This window comes from Nonomuraea sp. NPDC049655, from assembly GCF_044465465.1.
In the GTDB taxonomy this organism is placed as follows: domain Bacteria; phylum Actinomycetota; class Actinomycetes; order Streptosporangiales; family Streptosporangiaceae; genus Nonomuraea.
The window spans coordinates 43,525-65,563 of sequence record NZ_JBITLS010000014.1; the positions used below are offsets into that span (position 1 = coordinate 43,525).

The 22,039-nt window shown below is 72.7% G+C and carries 17 protein-coding genes; 12 read left to right on the plus strand and 5 right to left on the minus strand.

Features of this window, described 5'->3' with window-relative positions; translation table 11 throughout:
• Positions 1–54 precede the first annotated feature (54 nt).
• The 3 genes from ACIBQ6_RS37650 to ACIBQ6_RS37660 all read left to right on the plus strand — a co-directional run bounded on the left by ACIBQ6_RS37650 (position 55) and on the right by ACIBQ6_RS37660 (position 2,825).
• Positions 55–1,629 (plus strand): penicillin-binding transpeptidase domain-containing protein, encoded by a 1,575-nt coding sequence (locus ACIBQ6_RS37650; protein ID WP_397217953.1) that lies wholly within the window; start codon positions 55–57, stop codon positions 1,627–1,629.
• Between the two features lie 87 nt (positions 1,630–1,716).
• Positions 1,717–2,361, plus strand: a complete 645-nt coding sequence (locus ACIBQ6_RS37655) for a GntR family transcriptional regulator (RefSeq protein ID WP_358299147.1) — start codon at positions 1,717–1,719, stop codon at positions 2,359–2,361.
• Positions 2,358–2,825 carry an OsmC family protein gene (locus ACIBQ6_RS37660; protein ID WP_397217955.1) on the plus strand — a complete coding sequence of 156 codons (468 nt, stop codon included), beginning with the start codon at positions 2,358–2,360 and terminating at the stop codon, positions 2,823–2,825. The genes ACIBQ6_RS37655 and ACIBQ6_RS37660 overlap by 4 nt, the downstream gene beginning before the upstream one ends.
• Before the next feature lie 24 nt (positions 2,826–2,849).
• Here ACIBQ6_RS37660 and ACIBQ6_RS37665 read toward each other — a convergent pair whose 3' ends face one another.
• Positions 2,850–3,128 carry a DUF3040 domain-containing protein gene (locus tag ACIBQ6_RS37665; RefSeq protein WP_352328164.1) on the minus strand — a complete coding sequence of 93 codons (279 nt, stop codon included), beginning with the start codon at positions 3,126–3,128 and terminating at the stop codon, positions 2,850–2,852.
• 134 nt (positions 3,129–3,262) lie between these two features.
• Between ACIBQ6_RS37665 and ACIBQ6_RS37670 the strand changes: the two genes are divergently transcribed.
• From ACIBQ6_RS37670 to ACIBQ6_RS37705, 8 genes are all read left to right on the plus strand, one after another.
• Complete coding sequence (locus tag ACIBQ6_RS37670; protein WP_397217957.1) at positions 3,263–4,297, plus strand: Rv2578c family radical SAM protein; 1,035 nt, start codon at positions 3,263–3,265, stop codon at positions 4,295–4,297.
• Between the two features lie 150 nt (positions 4,298–4,447).
• Positions 4,448–6,853: a GTP-binding protein gene (locus ACIBQ6_RS37675; RefSeq protein WP_397217959.1), complete on the plus strand. Its 2,406-nt coding sequence runs from the start codon at positions 4,448–4,450 to the stop codon at positions 6,851–6,853.
• Positions 6,854–7,129: 276 nt separating this feature from the next.
• Positions 7,130–10,312: a PDZ domain-containing protein gene (locus ACIBQ6_RS37680; RefSeq protein ID WP_397217961.1), complete on the plus strand. Its 3,183-nt coding sequence runs from the start codon at positions 7,130–7,132 to the stop codon at positions 10,310–10,312.
• Between the two features lie 134 nt (positions 10,313–10,446).
• Positions 10,447–11,805 (plus strand): glycosyltransferase family 4 protein, encoded by a 1,359-nt coding sequence (locus ACIBQ6_RS37685; RefSeq protein WP_397217963.1) that lies wholly within the window; start codon positions 10,447–10,449, stop codon positions 11,803–11,805.
• Positions 11,806–11,906: 101 nt separating this feature from the next.
• The gene (locus ACIBQ6_RS37690) at positions 11,907–12,233 is read left to right on the plus strand and encodes a PadR family transcriptional regulator (RefSeq protein ID WP_397217965.1); all 327 of its coding nucleotides are present in this window, start codon (positions 11,907–11,909) and stop codon (positions 12,231–12,233) included.
• On the plus strand, positions 12,230–13,282 hold the full coding sequence (locus ACIBQ6_RS37695; RefSeq protein WP_358299126.1) for a hypothetical protein: 1,053 nt from the start codon (positions 12,230–12,232) through the stop codon (positions 13,280–13,282). The genes ACIBQ6_RS37690 and ACIBQ6_RS37695 overlap by 4 nt, the downstream gene beginning before the upstream one ends.
• 79 nt (positions 13,283–13,361) lie before the next feature.
• Positions 13,362–14,075, plus strand: a complete 714-nt coding sequence (locus tag ACIBQ6_RS37700; RefSeq protein ID WP_358299124.1) for an HNH endonuclease family protein — start codon at positions 13,362–13,364, stop codon at positions 14,073–14,075.
• A gap of 91 nt (positions 14,076–14,166) precedes the next feature.
• Positions 14,167–17,352: a S8 family serine peptidase gene (locus ACIBQ6_RS37705; RefSeq protein WP_397217967.1), complete on the plus strand. Its 3,186-nt coding sequence runs from the start codon at positions 14,167–14,169 to the stop codon at positions 17,350–17,352.
• 129 nt (positions 17,353–17,481) lie between these two features.
• On the opposite strand, the gene ACIBQ6_RS37710 is transcribed toward ACIBQ6_RS37705, so the two are convergent.
• The 3 genes from ACIBQ6_RS37710 to ACIBQ6_RS37720 form a co-directional block, all read right to left on the minus strand.
• Positions 17,482–18,348, minus strand: coding sequence for a CU044_5270 family protein (locus ACIBQ6_RS37710; protein WP_397217969.1), 867 nt, complete (start codon positions 18,346–18,348; stop codon positions 17,482–17,484).
• A complete protein-coding gene (locus tag ACIBQ6_RS37715; protein ID WP_358299118.1) occupies positions 18,341–18,904 on the minus strand; it encodes an RNA polymerase sigma factor in 564 nt (187 codons plus the stop codon). The genes ACIBQ6_RS37710 and ACIBQ6_RS37715 overlap by 8 nt, the downstream gene beginning before the upstream one ends.
• A gap of 119 nt (positions 18,905–19,023) precedes the next feature.
• Positions 19,024–19,854 carry an SGNH/GDSL hydrolase family protein gene (locus ACIBQ6_RS37720; RefSeq protein ID WP_358299115.1) on the minus strand — a complete coding sequence of 277 codons (831 nt, stop codon included), beginning with the start codon at positions 19,852–19,854 and terminating at the stop codon, positions 19,024–19,026.
• A 218-nt stretch (positions 19,855–20,072) separates the two neighbouring features.
• Between ACIBQ6_RS37720 and ACIBQ6_RS37725 the strand changes: the two genes are divergently transcribed.
• Complete coding sequence (locus ACIBQ6_RS37725; protein WP_352329030.1) at positions 20,073–21,308, plus strand: isochorismate synthase; 1,236 nt, start codon at positions 20,073–20,075, stop codon at positions 21,306–21,308.
• A 6-nt stretch (positions 21,309–21,314) separates the two neighbouring features.
• On the opposite strand, the gene ACIBQ6_RS37730 is transcribed toward ACIBQ6_RS37725, so the two are convergent.
• Complete coding sequence (locus ACIBQ6_RS37730) at positions 21,315–21,935, minus strand: YigZ family protein (protein WP_352364154.1); 621 nt, start codon at positions 21,933–21,935, stop codon at positions 21,315–21,317.
• Positions 21,936–22,039: the final 104 nt, after the last annotated feature.

Genomic DNA, 22,039 nt, shown 5'->3' on the forward strand with positions numbered 1-22,039 from the left:
TGACGTCGAGGACCGGGGGGCTGACCAGTGGCGCGGGGCCGTACCATCGCGATCGTGTCGGTGTCCGCCGTGCTCGTGGCGGGGGCCGCGGGCGGGGGCGCCTACTACCTGCTGCGCACCAAGGGCACACCGGGCGAGACGGCGCAGCGCTTCGCCGCCGCCTGGCAGGCCGGCGACAAGGCCGCCATGACCGCCGAACTGGCCAGCCAGCAGCAGCTCACCGCCTACGACCAGCAGCGCGCCGCGCTCGGCGTCGAGTCGGCCACGGTCAAGCTGGGGCGGGTGGTCGAGGGCGACGGCCGGGCCAAGGTCCCCTACACCGCGACCCTGGCGCTGAAGAACATCGGCTCCTGGTCCTACGACGGGCAGCTCGACCTCGTGGTGGCCGACCGCATGTGGAAGGTCGACTGGCGGCCCACGACGCTGCACCCGCAGCTGACCCCGGGGGCGGCGTTCGCCGTCAAGACGAGCTGGCCGCAGCGCGCGAAGATCACCGACGCCGACGGCGGCCGCATCGACACCGGCACGTCCGGCGGCTCGGTGCAGCAGCTCGTCGGCTACCTCGACAAGGCCACCAAGAAGGACGTCGCCAAGCTCGGCGCCTCCTACAAGCCGGGGCAGGCGATCGGGCGCGGCGGCCTGCAGGAGACGTTCCAGAAGCGGCTGGCCGGCACCCCCACCACCCAGATCCAGCTCGGCGGCAAGACCCTCGGCACCATCGAGGGAACCGACGGCAAGCCCGTCGAGACCTCGCTCGACCCGCGGGCGCAGGCGGCGGCCGTCACCGCGGTCAAGGACGTCCCCAAGCCCACCTCCATGGTCGCCATCCGGCCCTCCACGGGCGAGATCCTGGCCGTGGTCAACAACCAGGGCGGCTTCAACCGGGCCCTCGACGGCCGCTACCCGCCCGGCTCCACGTTCAAGGCGGTCACCGCGATCGGCCTGCTGGCGGCCGGCCTGTCACCCAGCGACAAGGTCACCTGCCCGATGTACGCCACCGTCGGCGGGCTGAAGATCCGCAACTCGGAGAAGGAGGAGTTCGGCTCGCTGTCGTTCCTCGACTCCTTCGCCCACTCGTGCAACACCACCTTCGCGCCGCTGGCCGAACAGCGACTCGGCGCCGACAAGCTGCTCAAGACGGCGGAAGGCGTCGGCTTCAACCAGCCGCTCAACATCGGCGTGCCGGCCACGAAGGCCAGCTTCCCGCGGGCCCAGTCCGACGCCGAGCTGGCCGCCGAGTCGTTCGGCCAGGCCAGGATCACCGCGAGCCCGCTGTCGATGGCCTCGGTCGCCGCCGCCATCGCCGACGGCACGTGGCGGCCGCCCACGCTGGTGCCCTCGCTCAAGCAGAAGGCCGGCGAGCAGGCCCTGCCCAAGGGGGTCAAGGAGCAGCTGCACAGCATGATGGCGGCCGTGGTCTCCAAGGGCACCGCCAGGGGCAGCGGCCTGCCCGCCGGCACCCACGGCAAGACCGGCACGGCCGAGTTCGGCACCGGCGACAAGCTCGACACCCACGCCTGGTTCATGGGGTTCAAGGGCGACGTGGCCTTCGCGGTGGTCGTGGAGGGGGGCGGCACGGGCGGCAAGGTCGCGGCCCCGGTGGCGGCGACCTTCCTCAAGGGTCTCTGACCTCTCCTCAAGGACAGCTCGAAGCTTCTCTCTCACACCAGCCGCATGCATTGCATGCAATGTATGCAAAGCGTTAGAGTCGGGTCCGTGCAGAGCGATGTGGCCTGGAGCCGGTTGCGGGAGCTGATCCTCGACGGGACCTACCCGCCGGGGGCGCGGCTGACCGAGACGGAGGTCGCGGCGAGTCTGGAGATGAGCCGCACCCCCGTGCGCGAGGCGCTGCGGGCGCTGACCGCCGACGGCCTGGTGCGCCCGGCCGGGCGCGGGGTGGTCGTCGTGGCCCTGGAGCCGTCCGCACTGGAGGACGCCTACCAGGTGCGGGCGGCGCTGGAGGCGCTCACGGCCGAGCTGGCGGCCACCCGCCAGGGCGAGGGCCGCATCGCCCCCGCCGACCTGGCCTCGCTGCGGCAGGTCGCCGACGCCACGGCGGCCGCCACCGCGCAGGGCCGGCTCGGCGAGGCCGTCGGGCTCAACCGCCGATTCCACCGGCGGATCGCCGAGCTGGCGGCCAACGCCATCGCGCTGCACACCCTGGAGCGCGTGTGGGACCAGATCCAGGTGTCCACGCTGCGCTCGCTGGCGCCGCCATCCCGTCCGGCGCACGTCTCCGGCCAGCACGAACAGCTTCTCGCCGCGATCACCGAGGCCCGGCCGCAGGACGCCGCGGCCATCGCCCGCGCGCACGTCCTCGACACCCGCGCCGTCACTCACAGCAAGGACGAACCCGCATGACCCGCCACCACACGTACACCACCACCGTGACCTGGACCGGCAACCGGGGCACCGGCACCAGCGGCTACCGCGACTACGACCGCGACCACGACCTGTCCGCCGAGGGCCCGCAGGTCATCGCGGGCAGCTCCGACCCCGCCTTCCGCGGCGACCCCGCCCGGTGGAACCCCGAGCAGCTGCTGGTCGGCTCGCTCTCCCAGTGCCACATGTTGTGGTATCTGCACCTGTGCGCCGAGGCGGGCGTCGTGGTCACCGCGTACGCCGACCACGCGGCGGGCACCATGGCCGAGAGCGGCGCCGGCGGCCACTTCACCGAGGTCGTGCTCCGCCCCGAGGTGACCGTGGCCGCGCCGGAGATGGCCGAGACCGCCGCCCGCCTGCACGAGGACGCCCACAAGGCGTGCTTCATCGCCGCCTCGGTCAACTTCCCGGTACGCCACGAACCGACCGTTCGCACGGCCTGAGGCAGGCCGACCGTTCGGGAGAGGTCAGCGCGAGGCGGCCAGGGCCACGGCGGTGGCGGCCTCGTGCTGGAGCACCATGATCAGCAGGGTGGCCACCAGCGTCGCGATGAGCACCCAGCTGATCACGATGATGACCGTCGACCGGCGTGGCCGCCTGTGGCCCGGCTGCCCCTTCGCCCGCGCCTCGCTGCGACGAGCCCGCTCGTTGAACGACTCGAGCCGGGCGACGAGCCGCGGATCGTCGTCGACGAGGTGCTGCTCGATCTGGGCCAGCATTCGCTCCTCGTCCTGCGACCAGGCCATAGACGTACCTCCGGAACGCAAGCACTGTGGCGTGTTCCTCCCCAACCATGAAGATCATTAGCCTTGACGTGACCCCCTAATTACCGCCTCTTTTCGGTTTGCGATCACGCTCGAACTTTTGTTCTAATCATGGGATGCGCTGGGACAACCTGCGCCTGGCCGGGCCCGGTCAGGCCGATCCAGCCGTGCCGTTGTTCGCCCGCGGCGCGGTCACCCGTACGTTCGACACGCCCGAGTTCAGGGGGATGACCTTCTACGAGGTCCAGGCCCGGTCCATCATCAACCGGGTGCCGGGGGCCAGCCGGGTGCCGTTCGAGTACACGATCAACCCCTACCGCGGGTGCGGGCATCGCTGCGTCTACTGCTTCGCCCGCAAGACGCACGAATACCTCGACCTCGACGCCGGGGCCGACTTCGACTCGAAGATCGTCGTCAAGGTCAACGCGGCCGAGCTGGCCCGCAAGGAGCTGGCCGCGGCCCGCTGGGGCGGCCACCACGTGGCCATGGGCACCAACGTCGACTGCTACCAGCGCGCCGAGGGCCGCTACCGGCTCATGCGGGGCATCCTGGCCGCGCTGCGCGACGCCGCGAACCCGTTCTCGGTGCTCACCAAGGGCACGCTGATCCTGCGCGACCTCGATCTGCTCACCGAGGCGGCCGAGGTCACCGACGTCAGCACGAGCGTGTCGGTCGGCTTCGTGGACGAGGCGGTGTGGCGCGAGGTCGAGCCCGGCACGCCCAACCCGCGCCGGCGGCTGGAGGCGTGCGCCACGCTCAACGACAACGGCGTGGCGTGCGGGGTGCTGATGGCGCCGATCCTGCCGTACCTGACCGACTCCCCCGCCCAGCTCGAACGCACGGTCAAGGAGATCGCCGAGGCCGGCGCCACCCACCTCGCCCCGATCGTCCTGCACCTGCGGCCGGGGGCGCGCGAGTGGTGGCTGAGCTGGCTCGGGCGCGAGCACCCGCGCCTGGTGCCGCGCTATCTGGAGCTGTACGGCCGCGGCGCCTACGCCCCCGCCTCCTATCAGGACCGCGTCGTCGCCCAGGTCAAGGAGCTGGCCCGCCGCCACGGGGTCGGCAGAGCCACGCCTGCCATGGCCCGCCGCGTGCCGCCCCGCCGAACGCCCGGCACCGTCGCAGAGCCGGAGCAGCTTCGCCTGTTGTGACCCGGTTTAAATCGGTGGTCCGCCGGCCCGCCCCGGTGACAGGATGACCGGGCACCCAGCCGGACGACGTTCAGGAGCATGAGATGCGGCGCCGCCCAGAGATCTTCCAGCGCCCCATTGGCACGAGAGTTCTCGAGGGCTCCACCACTCATGCACATCCTGAACATCGGCATCCTCGCGCACGTAGACGCGGGCAAGACCAGCCTCACTGAGCGGCTGCTGTTCGAGACCGGGGTCATCGCGCGCCTCGGCAGCGTCGACGACGGCAGCACGCAGACCGACAGCGGCGAGATCGAACGCCGCCGCGGCATCACCATCCGCTCGGCGGTGGCCTCGTTCACCATGGGCGACCTGCGGGTCAACCTGGTGGACACGCCGGGCCACGCCGACTTCGTGGCCGAGGTCGAACGCGCGCTCGGCGTGCTCGACGGCGCCGTCCTGGTGGTGTCGGCCGTGGAGGGCGTGCAGCCGCACACGCGGGTCCTGATGAAGACGCTGCGGCGGTTGCGGCTGCCCACGCTGATCTTCGTGAACAAGATCGACCGGATGGGGGCCCGGGGGGCGGGGGTGCTCGCCGAGATCCGGCGGTGGTTGTCGCCGCGGGTGGTCCCGCTCAACACGGTGAGCGGCATCGGCGGCCCGTCCGCCACCACCCACCCCTTCACCTTCGCCCCGCCTCCCTTCGGCACCGCCCCGAGCCCCACGCCCCCTCACCCCCTCACCTCCACTCCCCCGCCTCCGGGCTCCACTCCCTCGCCTCCGGGCGGTACTCCCTTGCCTCCGGGCGGTACTCCCTTGCCTCCGGGCGGTACTCCCCGCGAGCCGGCTCACTCCAGTCCCGTCACCTCCGTTTCCCCGCCCTCCGGGGCCGCTCCCCGCGACGCGGCCTCCGCCACCGGACCTTCCTCGACTTCCGGGGCGGCTTCCGGCGACCCGGCCGTCGCCACCCGCTCCCCCGTCTTTGCTCCCCCCTCCTCCGGGGGTGCTTCCCGCCCAGGGGTGGCGGGCGGCGGCTCGGAGGAGGTGGTGCGGGCCGCTGGGCCCGTCGAGGCCGAGCCCGCCAGGACGGAGGCCGACCTGGCGGCCGCTGCCGGGGCCGAGGCAGAGGGCGGCGCAGAAGGCCGCGCGGAAGGCGGCGCGGAAGGCGGCGCGGAAGGCGGCGCGGAGGCTGCGGGGATGGTGGCGGCTGAGGTGTTGGCTGAGGGGGATGACGGGCTGTTGGAGTTGCTCGTCGATGACGTGGTTCCGGGGGCGGGGCGGGTGCGGGAGGCGCTTGCGGCGCAATGCGCGGCGGGCGATGCGCATCCGGTGTTGTTCGGGTCGGCGCTCACCGGCCAGGGGGTGGCCGAGCTGCTCGGGGCGGTCCGGCTGCTGCCCGCGGTTCCCCAGCCGCCGCTCGGCGCGGATGGAAGCGCCGACCGCACGACGGCGACGGCGACGGCGACGGCAGCTGTGGCTGTGGTGTTTGCGGTGGGGCGGGGGCGGGGTGGGGAGAAGATCGCGTATCTGCGGATGTGGGGCGGGGAGCTGCGTGCGCGGGAGCGGGTGACGTTTCTGCGGCGGGAGCCGGGTGGGGGCGTCCACGCGTACGAGGGGCGGCCGAGCGGGGTGGCCGTCGTCGGGTCCGGGACGCGGGTGGCGGTGGCGGGCGACATCGCCACGGTCCGGGGCGTGCCCGAGATCCGGGTCGGCGACCGGCTGGGCGAGCCCGGCCCGGCGGGGCAGGCCCACTTCACGCCGCCCAGCCTGGAGACCGTCGTACGCCCCCGGGTCCCCGGCCAGGAGCCGCGCCTGCACGCCGCGCTGGTCGCGCTGGCCGAGCAGGACCCCCTGATCGGCACCCGTACGCTGCCCGGCGGCCGGACGTCGGTCCTGCTGTACGGCGAGGTTCAGAAGGAGGTCATCGGCGAGACCCTGGCCAGGGACTTCGGCGTGGAGGCGGAGTTCGAGCCGAGCCGTCCGGTGCACTTCGAGCGTCCGGCGGGCACCGGCGCGGCCAGCGAGGAGATGCGTCAGGCCGGGGACGCGTTCATGGCGACCGTGGGCCTGCGGGTCGAGCCGGCCGCGCCGGGCTCGGGCGTGCTCTACCGGCTGGAGGTCGATCTGGGCTCGCTGCCCCTGGCCTTCCACCGGGCGATCGAGGAGAGCGTCCGGCACGGCCTCGGGACGGGCCCGCGGGGGTGGCCGGTCACCGACGTGCTGGTCACGCTGACGGCGACGGGTTACGCCTCCCCGGTCACGACCGCCGGCGACTTCCGCGGGCAGGCCCGGGTCGTGCTGGCCGAGGCGCTGCGCAGGGCCGGGACCAGGGTGTACGAGCCGTGTCACCGCTTCGAGGCGGAGGTGCCCGCCGACGCCTTCGCCGCCGTGTCGTCCCGCCTGGCCGGGCTGGGCGCGATCCTGGACGGCACGAGCAGACGGGACGGCACGTGGGTGCTCGAAGGGGAGATCCCGGCGGCGGCCGTGCACGAGGCCGAGCGGCGGCTGCCGGGCCTGTCGCGCGGCGAAGGGGTTTGGTGGTCACGCCCGTCCGGAGATCGCCCGATTCGTACGTGATAGGTGGTATGTCGGATATCAGGGATAGATGGGTATTAATCCGCCATAGTGTGCCAATCGGGCGCAACCGTTACAGGGGGAAAACGATGGCTGATACGAAGAAGAAACCGGCCACCAAGTCGGGCAAGGCCAAGAAGCAGGCGATCAAGACGAGCCGGCAGGCCAAGGAGACCAAGAAGGAAACCCGAAGGACCGACGAGGGATGACCCCGTGAGGTGAATCGCGCAGCCGGGGGCCGGCGGCCCTCGGCTGTCCGGTGGAAGAGGAGCTGCGCACATGTCGGCCTATCTCCGCTTTCCCACTGTCTTTCAGGACGTGGTGGTCTTCGCCGCCGAGGACGACCTGTGGATGGTCTCGGCCCAGGGCGGCCGCGCGTTCCGCCTGACCGCCGGGGCGGCCGAGGCCGGCTACCCGCGCATCTCCCCGCGCGGCGACCAGATCGCGTTCGTCGGCCGGGAGGAGGGCCCGGAGGAGGTCTACGTGATGCCGGCCGTCGGCGGCGCCGCGCGCCGGGTCACCTTCCACGGCGCCCGCTGCACGGTCACCGGCTGGGACCACGAGGGCCGCATCCTGTACGCCAGCGACCAGTCCCAGCCGTTCGCCGGGCGCAAATGGCTGCACCGCGTGGCGCCGGGCGGGGTGCCGCAGCGGCTGCCGTACGGACCGGCGAACTCGATCGCCCACGGCCCCGACGGGATGATCGTGCTCGGCCGCAACACCGCCGACCCCGCGCGCTGGAAGCGCTACCGCGGCGGCACGGTCGGCGACCTGTGGATCGACACCGACGGCGACGGCGAGTTCAGACGGCTGATCCGGCTGCCGGGGAACCTGGCCTCGCCGTGCTGGAGCGGCCGCCGGGTGTGCTTCCTGTCCGACCACGAGGGGGTCGGGAACGTCTACTCCTGCCTTCCGGACGGCGGCGACCTGCGCAAGCACACCCACCACGAGGACTACTACGCGCGCAACCTGTCCGGCGACGGCCACCGGCTGGTCTACCACGCCGGCGCCGACCTGTACCTGCTGGAGCCGGACGACGGGCCGGACGACGGGCCGGGTGACGGGCCGGGCGACGGGCCGGGCGACGGGCCGGGCGACGGGCCGGGCGACGGGCCCAGGCGGCTGGACGTGCGGCTGGCCAGCTCCAGGACGCAGCGCAACCGCCGGTTCGTCGACGCCGAGGACTTCCTCGACAGCGCGACCCTCAGCCCGGACGGCAGCGCGCTGGCGATCACCTCGCGCGGCAAGGCGTACGCGATGGCCGACTGGGAGGGCCCGGTGAGCCAGCACGGCGAGCCGGACGGCGTCCGCTACCGCTTCCTGACCTGGCTGAACGACGGCGTGCGGCTGATCGCCGCGGCCAGCGGCGAGTCCGACGAGGAGACGCTGGTCATCCTGGAGGGCCACGAGGGCGGCTGCGGCGTCGAGGTGGCCCGGCTGGGCCGGATCAACGAGCTGGTCCCCGACCCCGCGCACGACCGCGTGGCCGTGGTCAACCACCGCCACGAGCTGTACCTGCTGGACCTGACCACGGGCGCGGCCACGCTGGTGGAACGCAACCCGCACGGGCCCCCCGAGGACCCGGCCTGGTCGCACGACGGCGAGTGGCTGGCCTACGCCGGGCCGCTCAACGCCCAGACGACCGCGATCAAGCTGCACCACCCGGAGACCGGCCGGACGGTGGCCGCCTCCGAGCCGGTGCTCAAGGACTCGATGCCGGCCTTCGACCCCCAGGGCCGCTACCTGTACTTCATCGGCCAGCGGGTCTTCTCGCCCGTCTACGACCAGTTGCAGTTCGACCTGGGGTTCCCGCTGGGCACCCGGCCGTACGCGATCGCGCTGCGGGCCGACGCGCCCGACCCGTTCGTGCCCGGACGTCGTCCGCTCAACGGCAAGGACGAGGAGGAGGACGAGCCGGTGGAGGCCGTCCGGGTGGACCTGGACGGGCTGGCCGCGCGCGTCACCGCCTTCCCGCTGCCGGAGGGCCGCTACGAGGGGGTGGCCGGGCTCAAGGGCAAGGCGCTGCTGCTGACCAGCCCGCTGGAGGGCGAGAACACCCTGCACCTGTACGACTTCGCCAAGGGCAGGAACGAGACGTTCGCCGACGGCGTCACCGCGTTCGAGCTGGGCCGCGACCACAAGACGCTGCTGTACCGGGCCGGCAGCCGGCTGCGCGTGGTCAGGGCCGGCGAGGTGCCCGAGCACGACGACGACCCGCCCGGACGCGAGAGCGGCTGGATCGACCTGTCGCGCGTCAAGGTGTCGGTGGCGCCGGAGTCGGAGTGGCGGCAGATGTTCCGCGAGGCGTGGCGGCTGCAGCGGGAGAACTTCTGGACCGAGGACATGGCCGGCGTCGACTGGCCGGGCGTGTACCGGCGCTACGAACCGCTGGTGGACCGGGTCACCACCCGGGGCGAGTTCTCCGACCTGCTGTGGGAGCTGCACGGCGAGCTGGGCACCAGCCACGCCTACGAGAGCGGCGGGGAGTACCGTCCCGGGCCGGACTACAGCCAGGGCAAGCTGGGCGTCGACTGGGACTACCGCGACGGCGTCTACCGCGTGCGCGCGATCGTCACCGGGGACCCGTGGGACCCCGAGGCCACCTCGCCGTTGAACCGGCTGGGGCTCGACGTACGGCCGGGGGACGCGGTGCTGGCCATCAACGGCGCGCCCATCGGCCGCGCGGCCACCCCGAACGAGCGGCTGGTCAACCAGGCCGGCGAGGAGGTGGAGCTGACCCTGCGGCGCGAGGAGCGGGTGTTCACGGTGACCGTGCGCGCGCTGGCCGACGAGCAGCCGGCCCGTTACCGCGACTGGGTGAACCTCAACCGCGCCGAGTGCCACGAGCGTTCCGGCGGGCGCATCGGCTACCTGCACGTCCCCGACATGGGCACCGAGGGGTTCGGCGAGTTCCACCGGGGCTTCCTGGCCGAGTACGACCGGCACGCCCTCATCGTGGACGTGCGCTTCAACGGCGGCGGGCACGTCTCGGCGCTGCTGCTGGAGAAGCTGGCCAGGCGGCGGCTCGGCTACGACTACCCGCGGTGGGGGGACCCGGAGCCGTACCCGCCCGAGTCGCCGCGCGGGCCGCTGGTGGCCATCACCAACGAGTGGGCGGGCTCGGACGGCGACATCTTCAGCCACACCTTCAAGCTGCTCAAGCTGGGCCCGCTGGTCGGCAAGCGCACCTGGGGCGGGGTGATCGGCATCTGGCCGCGCCACCGGCTCGCCGACGGGACCGTGACCACGCAGCCGGAGTTCTCCTTCGCCTTCGACGACGTCGGCTGGCAGGTGGAGAACTACGGCACGGATCCCGACATCGAGGTGGACATCACCCCGCAGGACTACGCCAAAGGCGTGGACACGCAGCTGGAGCGGGCCATCGACGTCGCCCTGGGCCTGCTTGCCGAGCATTCGCCGCATACGCCGGATCCGTCGCATCGGCCAGGTATGCAACCTTAGGAAGCTCTTGGGCGTCTAAAGATCATAGGCGGGGAAAGCGCACAGGGGATGACATGTGCACTCCGCTCGCGCGCGGCCTGACGACCGGCTCCGCGCGCATGCGAATGCAACCGAGCACAAGGGGGATCGTCCAGGTGCGCGCACTGGCACGCAGGGGGAAGTCGGCGATGGTCCGGTTGTACCGGGGGTACAACCGCCGCAAGGCACGCAACGCGCCGCCGCCGTCGACCGACCGCATCAGGATCCTGCTCCTGCACGCCAACGGCATGGGCGGCACGATCAGGACGGTGTTCAACCTGGCCGGCTACCTGGCCGAGAAGCACGACGTCGAGATCGTCAGCATCCTGAAGGAGGCCGAGGAGCCGTTCTTCCCGATCGACCCGCGGGTGCGCTTCCGCTTCCTCGACGACCGGCTCAAGCCCAGCCCCGATCCGCTGCGGGCGATGTTGTCGAAGTTCCCCAGCAAGCTGATCCCGCCGGAGGAGACGGCCTACCACCGCTTCACCCTGTGGACCGACTACAAGCTGGCCCGCTACATCCGCTCGCTCGACAGCGGCGTGCTGATGGCCACCCGTCCCGGGCTCAACCTGGCCATGGCGCAGTTAGCGCAGCCGGGCGTGATCACCATCGGGCAGGAGCACGTGGCCCTGCGCACCCAGGCCGAGCCGATGCAGAAGCTGATCAAGTGGCGGTACCGGCGGATGGACGCCCTGGTCACCCTCACCAAGGCCGACCTGCGCGACTACCGCAGCACGCTGCCGAAGAAGCCGAAGAAGCTGGCGCGCATCCCCAACGCCGTCCCGCCGATGAGCGGCGAGGTGTCCAGGCTGGACGCCAAGGTCGTCGTCGCCGTGGGCCGGATGACCCGGCTCAAGGGCTTCCACCGGCTGATCACCGCATGGGAGACCGTCGCCGCCGCGCACCCCGACTGGAAGCTGCGCATCTTCGGCGCCGGGCCGCAGGAGGACAACCTGGCCGCGCAGATCGTCGAGGCCGGGCTTGAGGGCAAGGTGGAGCTGCCGGGGCCGACCAGCGACGTGGGGGCCGAGCTGGAGAAGGCGTCGATCTTCGTGCTCAGTTCGCGGCACGAGGGCTTCCCGATGACGATCCTGGAGGCCATGGCCAAGGGGCTGGCCATCGTCAGCTTCAACAGCCCGCACGGGCCCAAGGAAATGATCACCGACGAGGTGGACGGGCTGCTGGTCAAGCCGCGTACCAACGCCAACCTGGCGGCCTCCATCATGCGCGTCATCGAGGACGAGCCGCTGCGCCGGTCGCTGGCGGCGGCGGCGCTGGAGACGGCGCGCACGTACGACGTGCACGCGGTGGGCCAGAAGTGGGACGAGCTGCTGGCCGAACTGGTGGCCCGCCGCAACGGCACGTACGTCCGCCCGCCCCGCCCCGAACCCGAAGCCGCCCCCGAAGCCGCCTCCGAACCCGACGAGGCCACCGGGCCCGTCGAGGCCACCGGGCCGGCCGGGCCCCGGGCCTAGCGGGGCGGGCGGCACACCGCCGGGCCGGACCTGCACCGGCTCGGCGAAGGGCGGCGTCGAGGGATCTGGCGGCCCGCGGCACCCCTAGGTAGAATTAGACCATGGGAAGCCTTCCCCGCATGACCATGCCGACCATGCTCGTGCTCCGCGCCCTGCTCGATGAGCCCACCCGCGCCATGTACGGCCTGGAGATCTGCGCGGCGGCGGGGCTGCCCAGCGGCACCATCCATCCGATCCTGGCCCGGCTGGAGGGCTTCGGCTGGCTGGAGTCGAGCTGGGAGGAACTGGATCCGCGCGAGGAGGGCCGCCCGCGCCGCCGCTACTACCGCTTCACCCCCGACGGCGCCCAGCTGGCCAGGCAGGCGCTCGACCGCTCCGCCGCCAAGCGCGCCGCCCTGCGGCTGCGGCCCTCCGGCGGTGTGGCGTGAACACCTTGGCACCGGCCAGGCGCGGCCTGTCCGGCGAGGCGTTACGCGAGACCCGGCGGATCGGCCACCGCCTGGAGGCGGCGAGCGCCGGACTCGCGCAGGTCGAAGCGCCGCTGACCGAGCTGCGCGGACTCGACCTCGGCACCGCCGACCAGCGCGCGCTCGGCCGCCGCCTGCCGGGCGGCGGCCCGCACGGCACCCTCGAACTGCTCACCACCGTGAACCTGCATCTCCGCATCGCGCACGAGGGCACGAACCACCTGATCACGCTCGTCGAACAGGACCTTCGGGGAACGCCGGCCGAGGACTCCGGGCTCGTTCGCGCCTTGGAGGGCCTGCTCGTCCTCGCCCGCTCCCTCGACGCCCGCCTGCGCGAGGACCTGCTCGTCGTCCACCGCCTGTTCCGGGCCGTCGAGACCGCCGTCGTCCGCGACCTGGCGCCCGCCTACGAGACGGCCCGCGCCCTGCTCGGTGGCTTCCCCGGCGCGTGGGCCCTCGGGGCGGGGCTGCACCGGCGGCTCGCCGACCAGGCGGCCACGTTCTCCGCGCAGGACCCGGCGGGCCCACCGCCGCGGAACACCGCGACCGGCGTCGCCGCCGCGCGGGCGGTCACCGCCGCACGCCCGGCGGAGAAGCTCATCGACGTCGAACTCCGGTTGCTGCCACCCGCCCACAGAGCCCGGTACGCCGAGGAGTTCCACGCCGAGCTCCACCATCTCGCGCGGGCCGGAGCCACCCCCGCCGGGCAGTCCCGGTACGCCCTGCGGCAACTGCGCGGGGTGTGGCGGCTCCGGGCGGCCCTGAAGGAGCCGCTGCGTCCCCGATGGTTCCGGCTGCACCGTCTGGCGTGCTGGGTCCTGGGCTCGGAGTGGCGGACGTGGGGCGTGCTGGGCCCGCCGTTGCTGCTGGCGATCGGCAACGTGTTCCTGCAGCAGGGATGGGGATCGGCGGTCTTCACGATCCCGGGCGTCGTCGTGTACTGGGCAGGCGTGGAGAAGCTGCGCGAGCGGTGGGGAGTGCGGGTGAGGCGGCGCGGGGTCGATCAGTGACGGAAGCCTTCCTGTGTCAAATCCGGCGATGGCGGGAATTCTCTAGACAACTTCGCCCGCGGGAGCCACGGAGGGCTGCTTGAGCACGAAGGACGCCATCGCGATCCTCGCCGGAGCCGTCATCGTCGCTTCCTTCATCGGCAGCGCCAAGAGCCCCGCCGCCACCGCCGCCAGCCCCCTCGGCAACGCCAGCGGGACGCTGCCCGGCCTCGCCCCCGTCCTGTCCGACGGCGACAAGGCCAGGGCGCGCGCCCTCATCGGCCGCTTACGCGTCAAGGACCGCGGCCCCAACACCGGCTACGCCCGCAGCCGGTACGGCGAGAACTGGGCCGACACCGCCACCGGCGTCCCCTACGCCCGCAACGGCTGCCGCACCCGCGACGACCTGCTCGCCCGCGACGGCACCGGCGTCGAGTACCGGCCCGGGTCGAGCTGCGAGGTCGTCGCCATGGAGCTGACCGACCCCTACACCGGCCGGCTCATCTCCTGGCACAAGGCCCAGGCCGACGAGGTGCAGGTGGACCACGTCGTGCCGCTCAACTACGGCTGGCGCATGGGCGCGCCGCGCTGGCCGATGTCGAAACGCCTCGACTTCGCCAACGACCCGCTCAACCTGTTACCCGTCGACGGCCGCGCCAACGAGGAGAAGGACGCCTCCGGCCCGGCCGGATGGCTGCCTCCCCAGCGCCGGGTCCGCTGCGCGTACGTCACCCGTTTCGCCCAGGTCGCGCTCAAGTACGACCTGCCCGTGACCAGGGCCGACAAGAACGCCATGCTCGCGCAGTGCCGCTAGCTCGTCCCCCGCCTCAGGGGCCCAGGGAAGAAGAATCCGCCTTACGCGGAAGAGGAGAGAAAGCGATCGTTTTCTCTTCTTGCGAGGATCAATGACGTTAGGCAAGGGACTGCTGGCAGCGGTCCTGGCAGGCACGCTGAGTGTGGGCGCGACAACGGGAACCGGCACGGCCGACGCGGGCCAGGCACGGCCCGGACAGCCGCGCTCCGGCCCGGCGGGCAGTGTGACGCTGCTGACCGGCGACCGGGTCGTGGTCACGGGCAGGAGCTTCCGGGTGGAGCCGGGCACGGCCCGGGAGGTGCACTTCTCCTCCGGCTACCGCGACGGGCACCTGTACGTCGTCCCGTCCGACGCCGCGCCCCTGGTCGCCCAGGGGGTGCTGGACGAGCGGCTGTTCGACGTCACCCAGTTGCTCGCCTGGCGCTACGGCGACGCGGACACGCCCGACATCCCGCTGATCACCCAGTCGCCGCAGGGAAGCGCCCCCGCGCTGCGCGGGGCGGCCACCACCCGGCGGCTGGCCGCCCTCGACATGATGGCCCAGCGGGTGGCCAAGAAGGGCGCGGGCGAGGCGTGGCGGAGCCTGCTCGGCGGGGCGTCCACACTGGCCGCGGGCAAGGGCAGGATCTGGCTCGACGGCCGGCGTACCTACACCCTGGACCGCAGCACCAGGCAGATCGGCGCGACCGAGGCGTGGCAGCGTGGTTTCACCGGACAGGGCGTCACGGTCGCCGTGCTCGACAGCGGGTACGACCTCACGCATCCCGACCTGAAGGACGTGGTCACCCAGTCGCGGAACTTCTCCGACGAGCCTGACATGAGCGATCGACTCGGGCACGGCACGCACGTCACCTCGATCATCGCCGGCGCCGGCGAGAAGTACCGCGGCGTGGCGCCGGGAGCCCGCATCGCCTTCGGCAAGCTGGGCACGCAGATCAGCGACTCCGCGATCCTGGCCGGGATGGAGTGGGCCGCCACGGAGGTCAAGGCCAAGATCGTCAACATGAGCTTCGGCTCCCCCGACGAAGCCGGCCTCGACCCGATCGAGCAGGCGGTGAACACCCTGTCGCAGGCCACGGGCACCCTGTTCGTGGCGGCCGCGGGCAACGAGGGCGAGCAGAGCGTGGGCAGCGTGAACAGCCCCGGCAGCGCGGACGCCGCGCTGACCGTCGGCGCGGTGGACCGCTCCGACCAGGTGGCCGACTTCTCCAGCACGGGCCCGCGGATCGGCGACCACGCCGTCAAGCCGGACGTCACCGCCCCCGGCGTGGACATCATGGCCGCCGCCGCGGCGGGCACCGCCGACGGAACCCACGTGGCGATGAGCGGCACGTCGATGGCCAGTCCGCACGTGGCGGGAGCGGCGGCCATCCTCGCCCAGCGCCATCCCGACTGGAGCGGGCAGCAGCTCAAGGCGGCGCTCGTCGGCAGTGCCCGGCCGACCGACGGCGCCACGCCGTACCAGCAGGGCACCGGGCGGGTGGACGTGCTCCGCTCGCTGGCCCAGGAGGTGATCGCCACTCCCACCGGCGTGTGGGCCGCCTTCCCCTGGGACCAGCCGGGCGAGCGGCGGGCCACCGGGAAGATCACCTACAGCAACACCGGGGCCACCCCCGTCACCCTGGACCTCGCGGCCGGCTCCGACGTGCTCACGCTGTCGCCGCGACGACTGGAGGTGCCCGCGGGCGGGCAGGCGTCGGTCACGGTGACCATCGACGCCGAGGGCAAGGGCCCCGGCGACCATCCGGGCATCGTCACCGCCACGGCCGGTGACACCGTGGTCCGCACCCCGGCCGGGGCCTATGTGGAGCCGGAGTCCCATGACGTCACGGTGACCGTCCAGGACAGGGACGGGGCCGCCACCGAGTATGCGCAGGGCGTCGTCTACGACCAGGCGACCGGCGCGCCGCGCAACCTCGTCTTCCACGGCGGCACGGCCAGGATCAGGCTGCCGAAGGGACGCTGGAACCTCTACACCGAGATCCTCGGGAGGGCGGAGCACAGCTTGACGCTCGCGCACCGGCCGTTCGAGGTCGGCGATGCCGACGTGTCGCTGACGGTCGACGGCCGCCAGGCGAAGCGGATCACGTTCACGGTGGATGACCCCACCGCCGTCCCCGATGCCGGATTCGCCCTCTCCGTGGCCAACGGGCCCTGGAGGACCGCGATGATCGCGTTCGGCTACTCCGGCGGGTTCTACGTCGTCCCGGTGCGGCAGCCGGGGCTCACCTACCTGGCCCAGTCCACTTGGACCAAGAAGGACACGACGCCCAGCCCGTACCGCTACGACCTCGTCGACCACAGGACGGACGGCTTCCCCGACGCCCCCGGGTACGCCGCGCGGACCCGGGACCTGGTCAAGGCGACCGAGACCTACCGCTCGACCGTCCCGGGCGCCACCGGCACCCTGATCACGGCGCCGGTGCTGCCCGGCGACGCCCTCTCGCCAGGAATGGGCATCTGGGACGACATCCCGCTGCCGAGCAGCGTGACAAGGTACCTCACCCCGGGATTCGCGTGGAACGACGAGTTCGTCACGGGCGGCCTGACCGAGCTCGGCACCGGCCCGGTGCGCGACAGGAACTTCACCCAGGTCTGGAACGCCGCGGTGACCGGCCCCTCGTTCGCCGCCTCTGGCGGCAGCCGGGCCGGCGACACCCTGGCCTTCCCCGCCCACGGGCTGTACAGCAGCGGAGCCGCCGGACGCACCGGCATGGACGCGACCGCGACCGGCACCCTCACCCTGACCGGGAACGGCAAGCAGATCGCCACGACCGGCATCACCGGCTGCCTGCCCTACCCCGGCCAGGAGTGCACGCTCACCGCCACGTTGCCGCAGGCCGACACCGCCTACACCCTGACCGCCTCCACCCGGCGATCGCAGGCCGAGCTGTCCACGGGCGTCGACGCCGTCTGGACCTTCCGCTCGGCCCGTACGGCCAAGCCCGAGCCGCTGCCGCTGATGGCCGTGCGCTACGCGCCCCAGGGCCTCGGTGACGCCAACCGCGCCAGGCCGGGATCACGGACCACCGTCCCGATCCAGGTCGAACGCGCTCCCGGCGCCGCCAGGGCGGCGGTCTCCTCGATCAAGCTGGAGGCGTCCGCCGACGACGGCAGGACGTGGCGGCCGGTGCACGTCCGGGCGAGCCGATCGGGCTGGACGGCGTGGCTGGACAACCCCGCCACCGCGGGGTACGTCTCGCTGCGCGCGACCGTCACCGACAAGGCGGGCGACGGCGTCACCCAGACCGTGACCCGCGCCTACGCCGTGGGCTGACCCGTACGGCCGACAAGCTGAATCACGACGCGTCCGCCCCCCGGGCCTTCCAGCCCGGGGGGCGGACGCGTGCGGGAGAGGAGGACCGTCAGCGGTCGCGATCACCCGCGGGGCTCACGGCATCCCGCCTCAGCTCTTCACCGCGGGAAGCTGGTCCGTCCACTCGGTGGTCACGGAGATGAATTGGGCGCTGAACGCCAGGTCGCCGTCGTCGACGAGGATGAGGTTGGCGCGGACCACCCGGGCCTCCTCGGGATCGATGACCAGTTCGATGTCCGTGTCGCCGTCGGGGTCGGGAATGCGCAGATGCTGACCGCCCTCGACCGCGCCCGCGTTCTCCACCCCCGGTGTCGCGGCGAGCGCGCGGAACGCCGCCGAGCGGACCTCCCCGGGCGCCGGCAGGTCCGTGATCAGCGCGAGCAGGGTGAGGGTGGGATCGCCGCGCATCTCGGACGCGGACATGTCCCTCTCCTGGCCCTTGCGCGCGACGAGCGACGCCTTCAGCGCCTCGGGGTCCGTCGGCAGCCCTTCGAGCTCCTCGAAGCTCACCCTGGCGCCCTTGAGCCTGAGCGTCTTCCCCTCCGGCGCGGGGATGACGGCGCCGGCGGGATCCCCCGGCACGGCCCTGGTCCAGCGCTTGCCGTCGCGCCTGGTCCAGCTCTCTATCGGCGGGGCGTCCGACGAGAGCCACCGGCGCGTGACGTGCCAGTACGTCCCGGAGCCCTGCGGGGTGCGTTCCGCGCGGACGGCGGCCATGAGCAGGACCTCCTTGCCCGTGACCGGTGCGCCGTCGTTCGTGGGCGCCCCCGTGGCGAACACGACCGCGGCGACGGCACCGGCGGCGGCCAGGGCCACTCCCGGGACGAGCCAGCCGGCGCGCCGGCGCGCCCGGCCCGCCGGCACCCTGCGCTCCAGACGCTCCCTGCCGCGCGCGACCGCCCCGGCGGACGGCTCCGGCTCGTCCAGCAAAGCGGCGATCTCTTCCAGGTCACGCATGAGGGGTCTCCTTGTCGGTGAGGGCGTGGATCTTGGCGCGGGCCCGGCTGAGCCGCGAGCCCACCGTGCCGAGGGAAATGCCGAGCGCCTGGGCGATCTCCAGGTAGCTGAGCTGGCCCAGCGCCAGGAGCAGCAGCACGTCACGCTCGCCGCCGTTCAGCGAGGCGAGCGCCATGGCCAGGTACGGCTGCGCGGTCGCGGCGGTGACGACCCGGTTCTCGTGCCCCTCCACGACCGGCACGGGGCCGAGCCGGGCCAGCGTCCGGTACCGGCGGGCCTCCTTGTGGCGGTGCCGGGCCACCAGGTTCGTGGCGATGCCGAGCAGCCAGGGCCGCAGAGCACCTTTTTCCAGCGCGAAACGGTCACGCCGGTCGAACGCCAGCAGAAACGTCTCGGCCGCGATGTCCTCGGCCACTTGGGCGCCCAGGCGTCCCGCCACGTACCGGTAGACGTCACGGAAATACCGGTCATACACGGCGGTGAACAACTCAGGGTTCCGCCGGTAGCCGGCGACGAGGTCGGCGTCGGTCACCTGCTCGCCCACGTCGGCGGTCATGTGCCCGTCTCCGTCATGAGTGTGCCTTCCGGTGGGTGATCATTGCTTTCACCCATCCTTCGCGGCGCACGCGGCTTTTCTTCCCGCGCGCCGGAAGGCGGCCACTCACCCGGGTCGGGCTAGCGCGGGTCCTCCCAGACGAAGCCGTGCTCGAACGTCTGCTCGGCCAGCGCCTTCTGCCCGGCGAGGTTGGGATGGAAGAAGTCCCACTTGCTGACGTGGTCGAGCGTGAACGGGAAGGAGAAGATCGCGCCCTCGTCGGTGTCGCACGAGGGCCCCATCGCCTCGCACGCCAGCGCCGCCTCCCTGTTGTAGGCCATCACCCGCGCCCGCACCCGGGCCCGCCGCTCCACGTCGGCCTTCTTCACCGAGGCCGGGTCGGCCAGCATGGTCTGGCAGATCCTCCCGACGGTCCAGAACGTGCGGGCCAGCGGGTTGCCCTTGCCGACCTGCCACAACCGCCGCAGGTCGGGCACGCTGGCGATGAACACCCTGGCCTGCGGCATGCCGGCACGCAGGGCCGACAGCGCGGCGTCCATGCGCCGGCGGTACAGCGCGACCGGCGTCATCTCCCGCTCGGTGCGCTTGCACGCGTCCTGGGCGCCTATGAGGATCGTCACATAATCGGCCTTCGCCGCGATCGCCTGGTTGACCTGGCCGAGCAGGTCGGCGCTCGTCGAGCCGGGCACCGCGAAGTTCTCCCGGTGGAGCGTTCCAGCCAGGCCCCGCAGCCGGAGGTAGTGACTGTCCACCTGCGCGTTGTCGCCGGCCGCCCAGGAACGGGCCGCGCAGGAGACGTACCAGCCGCAGGAGTTGAAGCCCGTGGAGATCGAGTCGCCCAGCGCCGCCATCGTCTCAGGGACGGGCTGAGCTGCGACGACGGCCTGCGCGGGGCCCGAAGCGGCCAGGACGAGGACGGCGGTGACGACAGGGGACAGACGACCGATCATGGCCCCAAAGGTAGGGAGTCGATCAAGGACGCACCATGACCTTCAGGCGAGGTCTGCCATTTCAGGACCATCTTCCTATCGCCGCTTGACAGTGCCTCCGCGAGCTGGGCGCCCCCAATGAACGTCAAGATCCGGTTATTTCCTGGCTCGTGGGCAGTAACACCGCATTCACGGGGGTCCGAGTCGAACGTGTTCAGTTCCCGCATAGAGTGTCTTGAGTGAGTGTCGCGCTCGGAACAACCCGCCCGCTACCGGTTCGCACCACCCCTGTCGGCGACCCCGGTGACCTGCTGGCATCCCTCCCGAAGACGGCGCCCTACGCCTGGATCAGGAACGGCGAGGGCCTGGTGGGATGGGGCCAGGCCGCCCGCGTCGCCGTGCCGCCGGGCCCCGGCCGCTTCGCCTGGGCCCGCGAGTGGCTGCGCACCGTCCTCGGCGACGCGCCCGCCGACGACGCCGGGCGCGCCCCCGGCTCCGGCTCCGGCCCCGTCGCCTTCGGCAGCTTCACCTTCGACGAGGACGCCCCCGGATCCGTGCTCGTCGTCCCCCGCGCAGTGCTCGCCCGCCGCGGCGGCCGCGCCTGGCTCACCACCGTCGGCGAGGCCCCGCTGGAGACGTTCAGCCCCATCCGCGAGCCCGGCCGCATCAGCTACGGCGACGGCAGCCTCACCGCCCCCCAATGGGAGCACGTCGTCGCCCGGGCCGCCCGCCGCATCCGCGACGGCGAACTGGAGAAGGTCGTGCTCGCCCGCGACCTGCTCGCCACCGCCGAGCACCCCATCGACGTGCGCCTGTTGCTGACCCGGCTGGCCCGGCGCTACCCCGAGTGCTACACCTTCTCCGTGGCCGGCCTCGTCGGCGCCACCCCCGAGCTGCTCATCCGCCGCACCGGCCAGGAGATCGAGTCCCTCGTCCTGGCCGGCACCACCGCCCGCGGCACCGGCCCGGCCGACGACGTCGCCCGCGGCGCCGCGCTGTTCGCCTCCCAGAAGGACCGCCACGAGCACGAGTGCGCCATCGCCTCCGTGCGCCAGACCCTGGCCCCCCTCTGCTCCTCCCTGCACACCCCCGACGAGCCCGAACTCCTCGTGCTGCCCAACGTCCAGCACCTGGCCAGCCACGTCACCGGGCGGCTGGCCGACGGCGCGTCCGTCCTCGACGTGGTGGCCGCCATGCACCCCACCGCCGCCGTCGGCGGCACCCCGACCGACACCGCCATCAAGGTCATCCGCGAGCTGGAGGGCATGGACCGCGCCGGCTACGCGGGCCCGGTCGGCTGGATCGACGCCCACGGCGACGGCGAATGGGGCATCGCCCTGCGCTCGGGGCTGATCGAGGGCAACCGCGCCCGGCTCTTCGCCGGCGGCGGCATCATGGGCAACTCCGACCCGGCCGCCGAGCTGGCCGAGGCCCAGGCCAAGTTCCGCGTCATGCAGTACGCCCTGGAGGGCTGAGCGGCCTCAGCCGGGCACGTGCACGCCCTCGCCCACCTCGACGCGGGCCCGGCCGGCCGTCAGCGCGGCCACCCACTCGCCGAACGCCGCCACCTCGTCCTCCCCCACCGCCACCGAGAACGTCACCCCGGCCGCGTAGGTCACCTCGCGCAGCGCGTAGCGGGAGGCGCGCAGGTCGTTCTCCACCCGGCCGGCCTGGTCGTGGGCCACCGAGACGCTCACCAGCCTGGCCGGGACCATCCGCACCGGCTCCACCAGGTCGAGCGTCTCGGTCACCGCTCCCCCGTAGGCGCGCACCAGACCGCCCGCGCCCAGCAGGACGCCGCCGAAATAGCGCGTGACCACCGCGACCACGTCGTTGAACCCCCGGCCGACCAGCGCCTGGACCATCGGCGTGCCCGCCGTGCCGCCGGGCTCGCCGTCGTCGTCGCCCTTCTGCAGCCGCCCGCCGATCACGTACGCGGTGCAGTTGTGGGTGGCGCCGGCGTGCTCGCGGCGGCGGGCGGCGATGAAGGCGGCGGCCTCCTCGACGGTACGGGCGGGGGCCAGCGCGCAGACGAACCGGGAGCGGCGCACCTCGGTCTCGTGCTCGACGCCGGTCGCGAGGGTGAGGTACGACTGGGACACGCCCGCCAGGCTACCGCCTTTACGTTGTAGATTTTCGGGTGGGCGCACCGGGTTGAGCGCGATGCACGGGAGACGTCCCTTCCCTGTGCAGGACGCCCATGATC

Bases quoted from the DNA above. Each gene is read 5' to 3' on its own strand.
- ACIBQ6_RS37660 (WP_397217955.1), top strand. From the start codon at position 2,358: ATGACCCGCCACCACACGTACACCACCACCGTGACCTGGACCGGCAAC.
- ACIBQ6_RS37665 (WP_352328164.1), bottom strand. From the start codon at position 3,128: ATGGCCTGGTCGCAGGACGAGGAGCGAATGCTGGCCCAGATCGAGCAG.
- ACIBQ6_RS37670 (WP_397217957.1), top strand. From the start codon at position 3,263: ATGCGCTGGGACAACCTGCGCCTGGCCGGGCCCGGTCAGGCCGATCCA.
- ACIBQ6_RS37675 (WP_397217959.1), top strand. From the start codon at position 4,448: ATGCACATCCTGAACATCGGCATCCTCGCGCACGTAGACGCGGGCAAG.
- ACIBQ6_RS37680 (WP_397217961.1), top strand. From the start codon at position 7,130: ATGTCGGCCTATCTCCGCTTTCCCACTGTCTTTCAGGACGTGGTGGTC.
- ACIBQ6_RS37690 (WP_397217965.1), top strand. From the start codon at position 11,907: ATGGGAAGCCTTCCCCGCATGACCATGCCGACCATGCTCGTGCTCCGC.
- ACIBQ6_RS37705 (WP_397217967.1), top strand. From the start codon at position 14,167: ATGACGTTAGGCAAGGGACTGCTGGCAGCGGTCCTGGCAGGCACGCTG.
- ACIBQ6_RS37710 (WP_397217969.1), bottom strand. From the start codon at position 18,348: ATGCGTGACCTGGAAGAGATCGCCGCTTTGCTGGACGAGCCGGAGCCG.
- ACIBQ6_RS37715 (WP_358299118.1), bottom strand. From the start codon at position 18,904: ATGACCGCCGACGTGGGCGAGCAGGTGACCGACGCCGACCTCGTCGCC.
- ACIBQ6_RS37720 (WP_358299115.1), bottom strand. From the start codon at position 19,854: ATGATCGGTCGTCTGTCCCCTGTCGTCACCGCCGTCCTCGTCCTGGCC.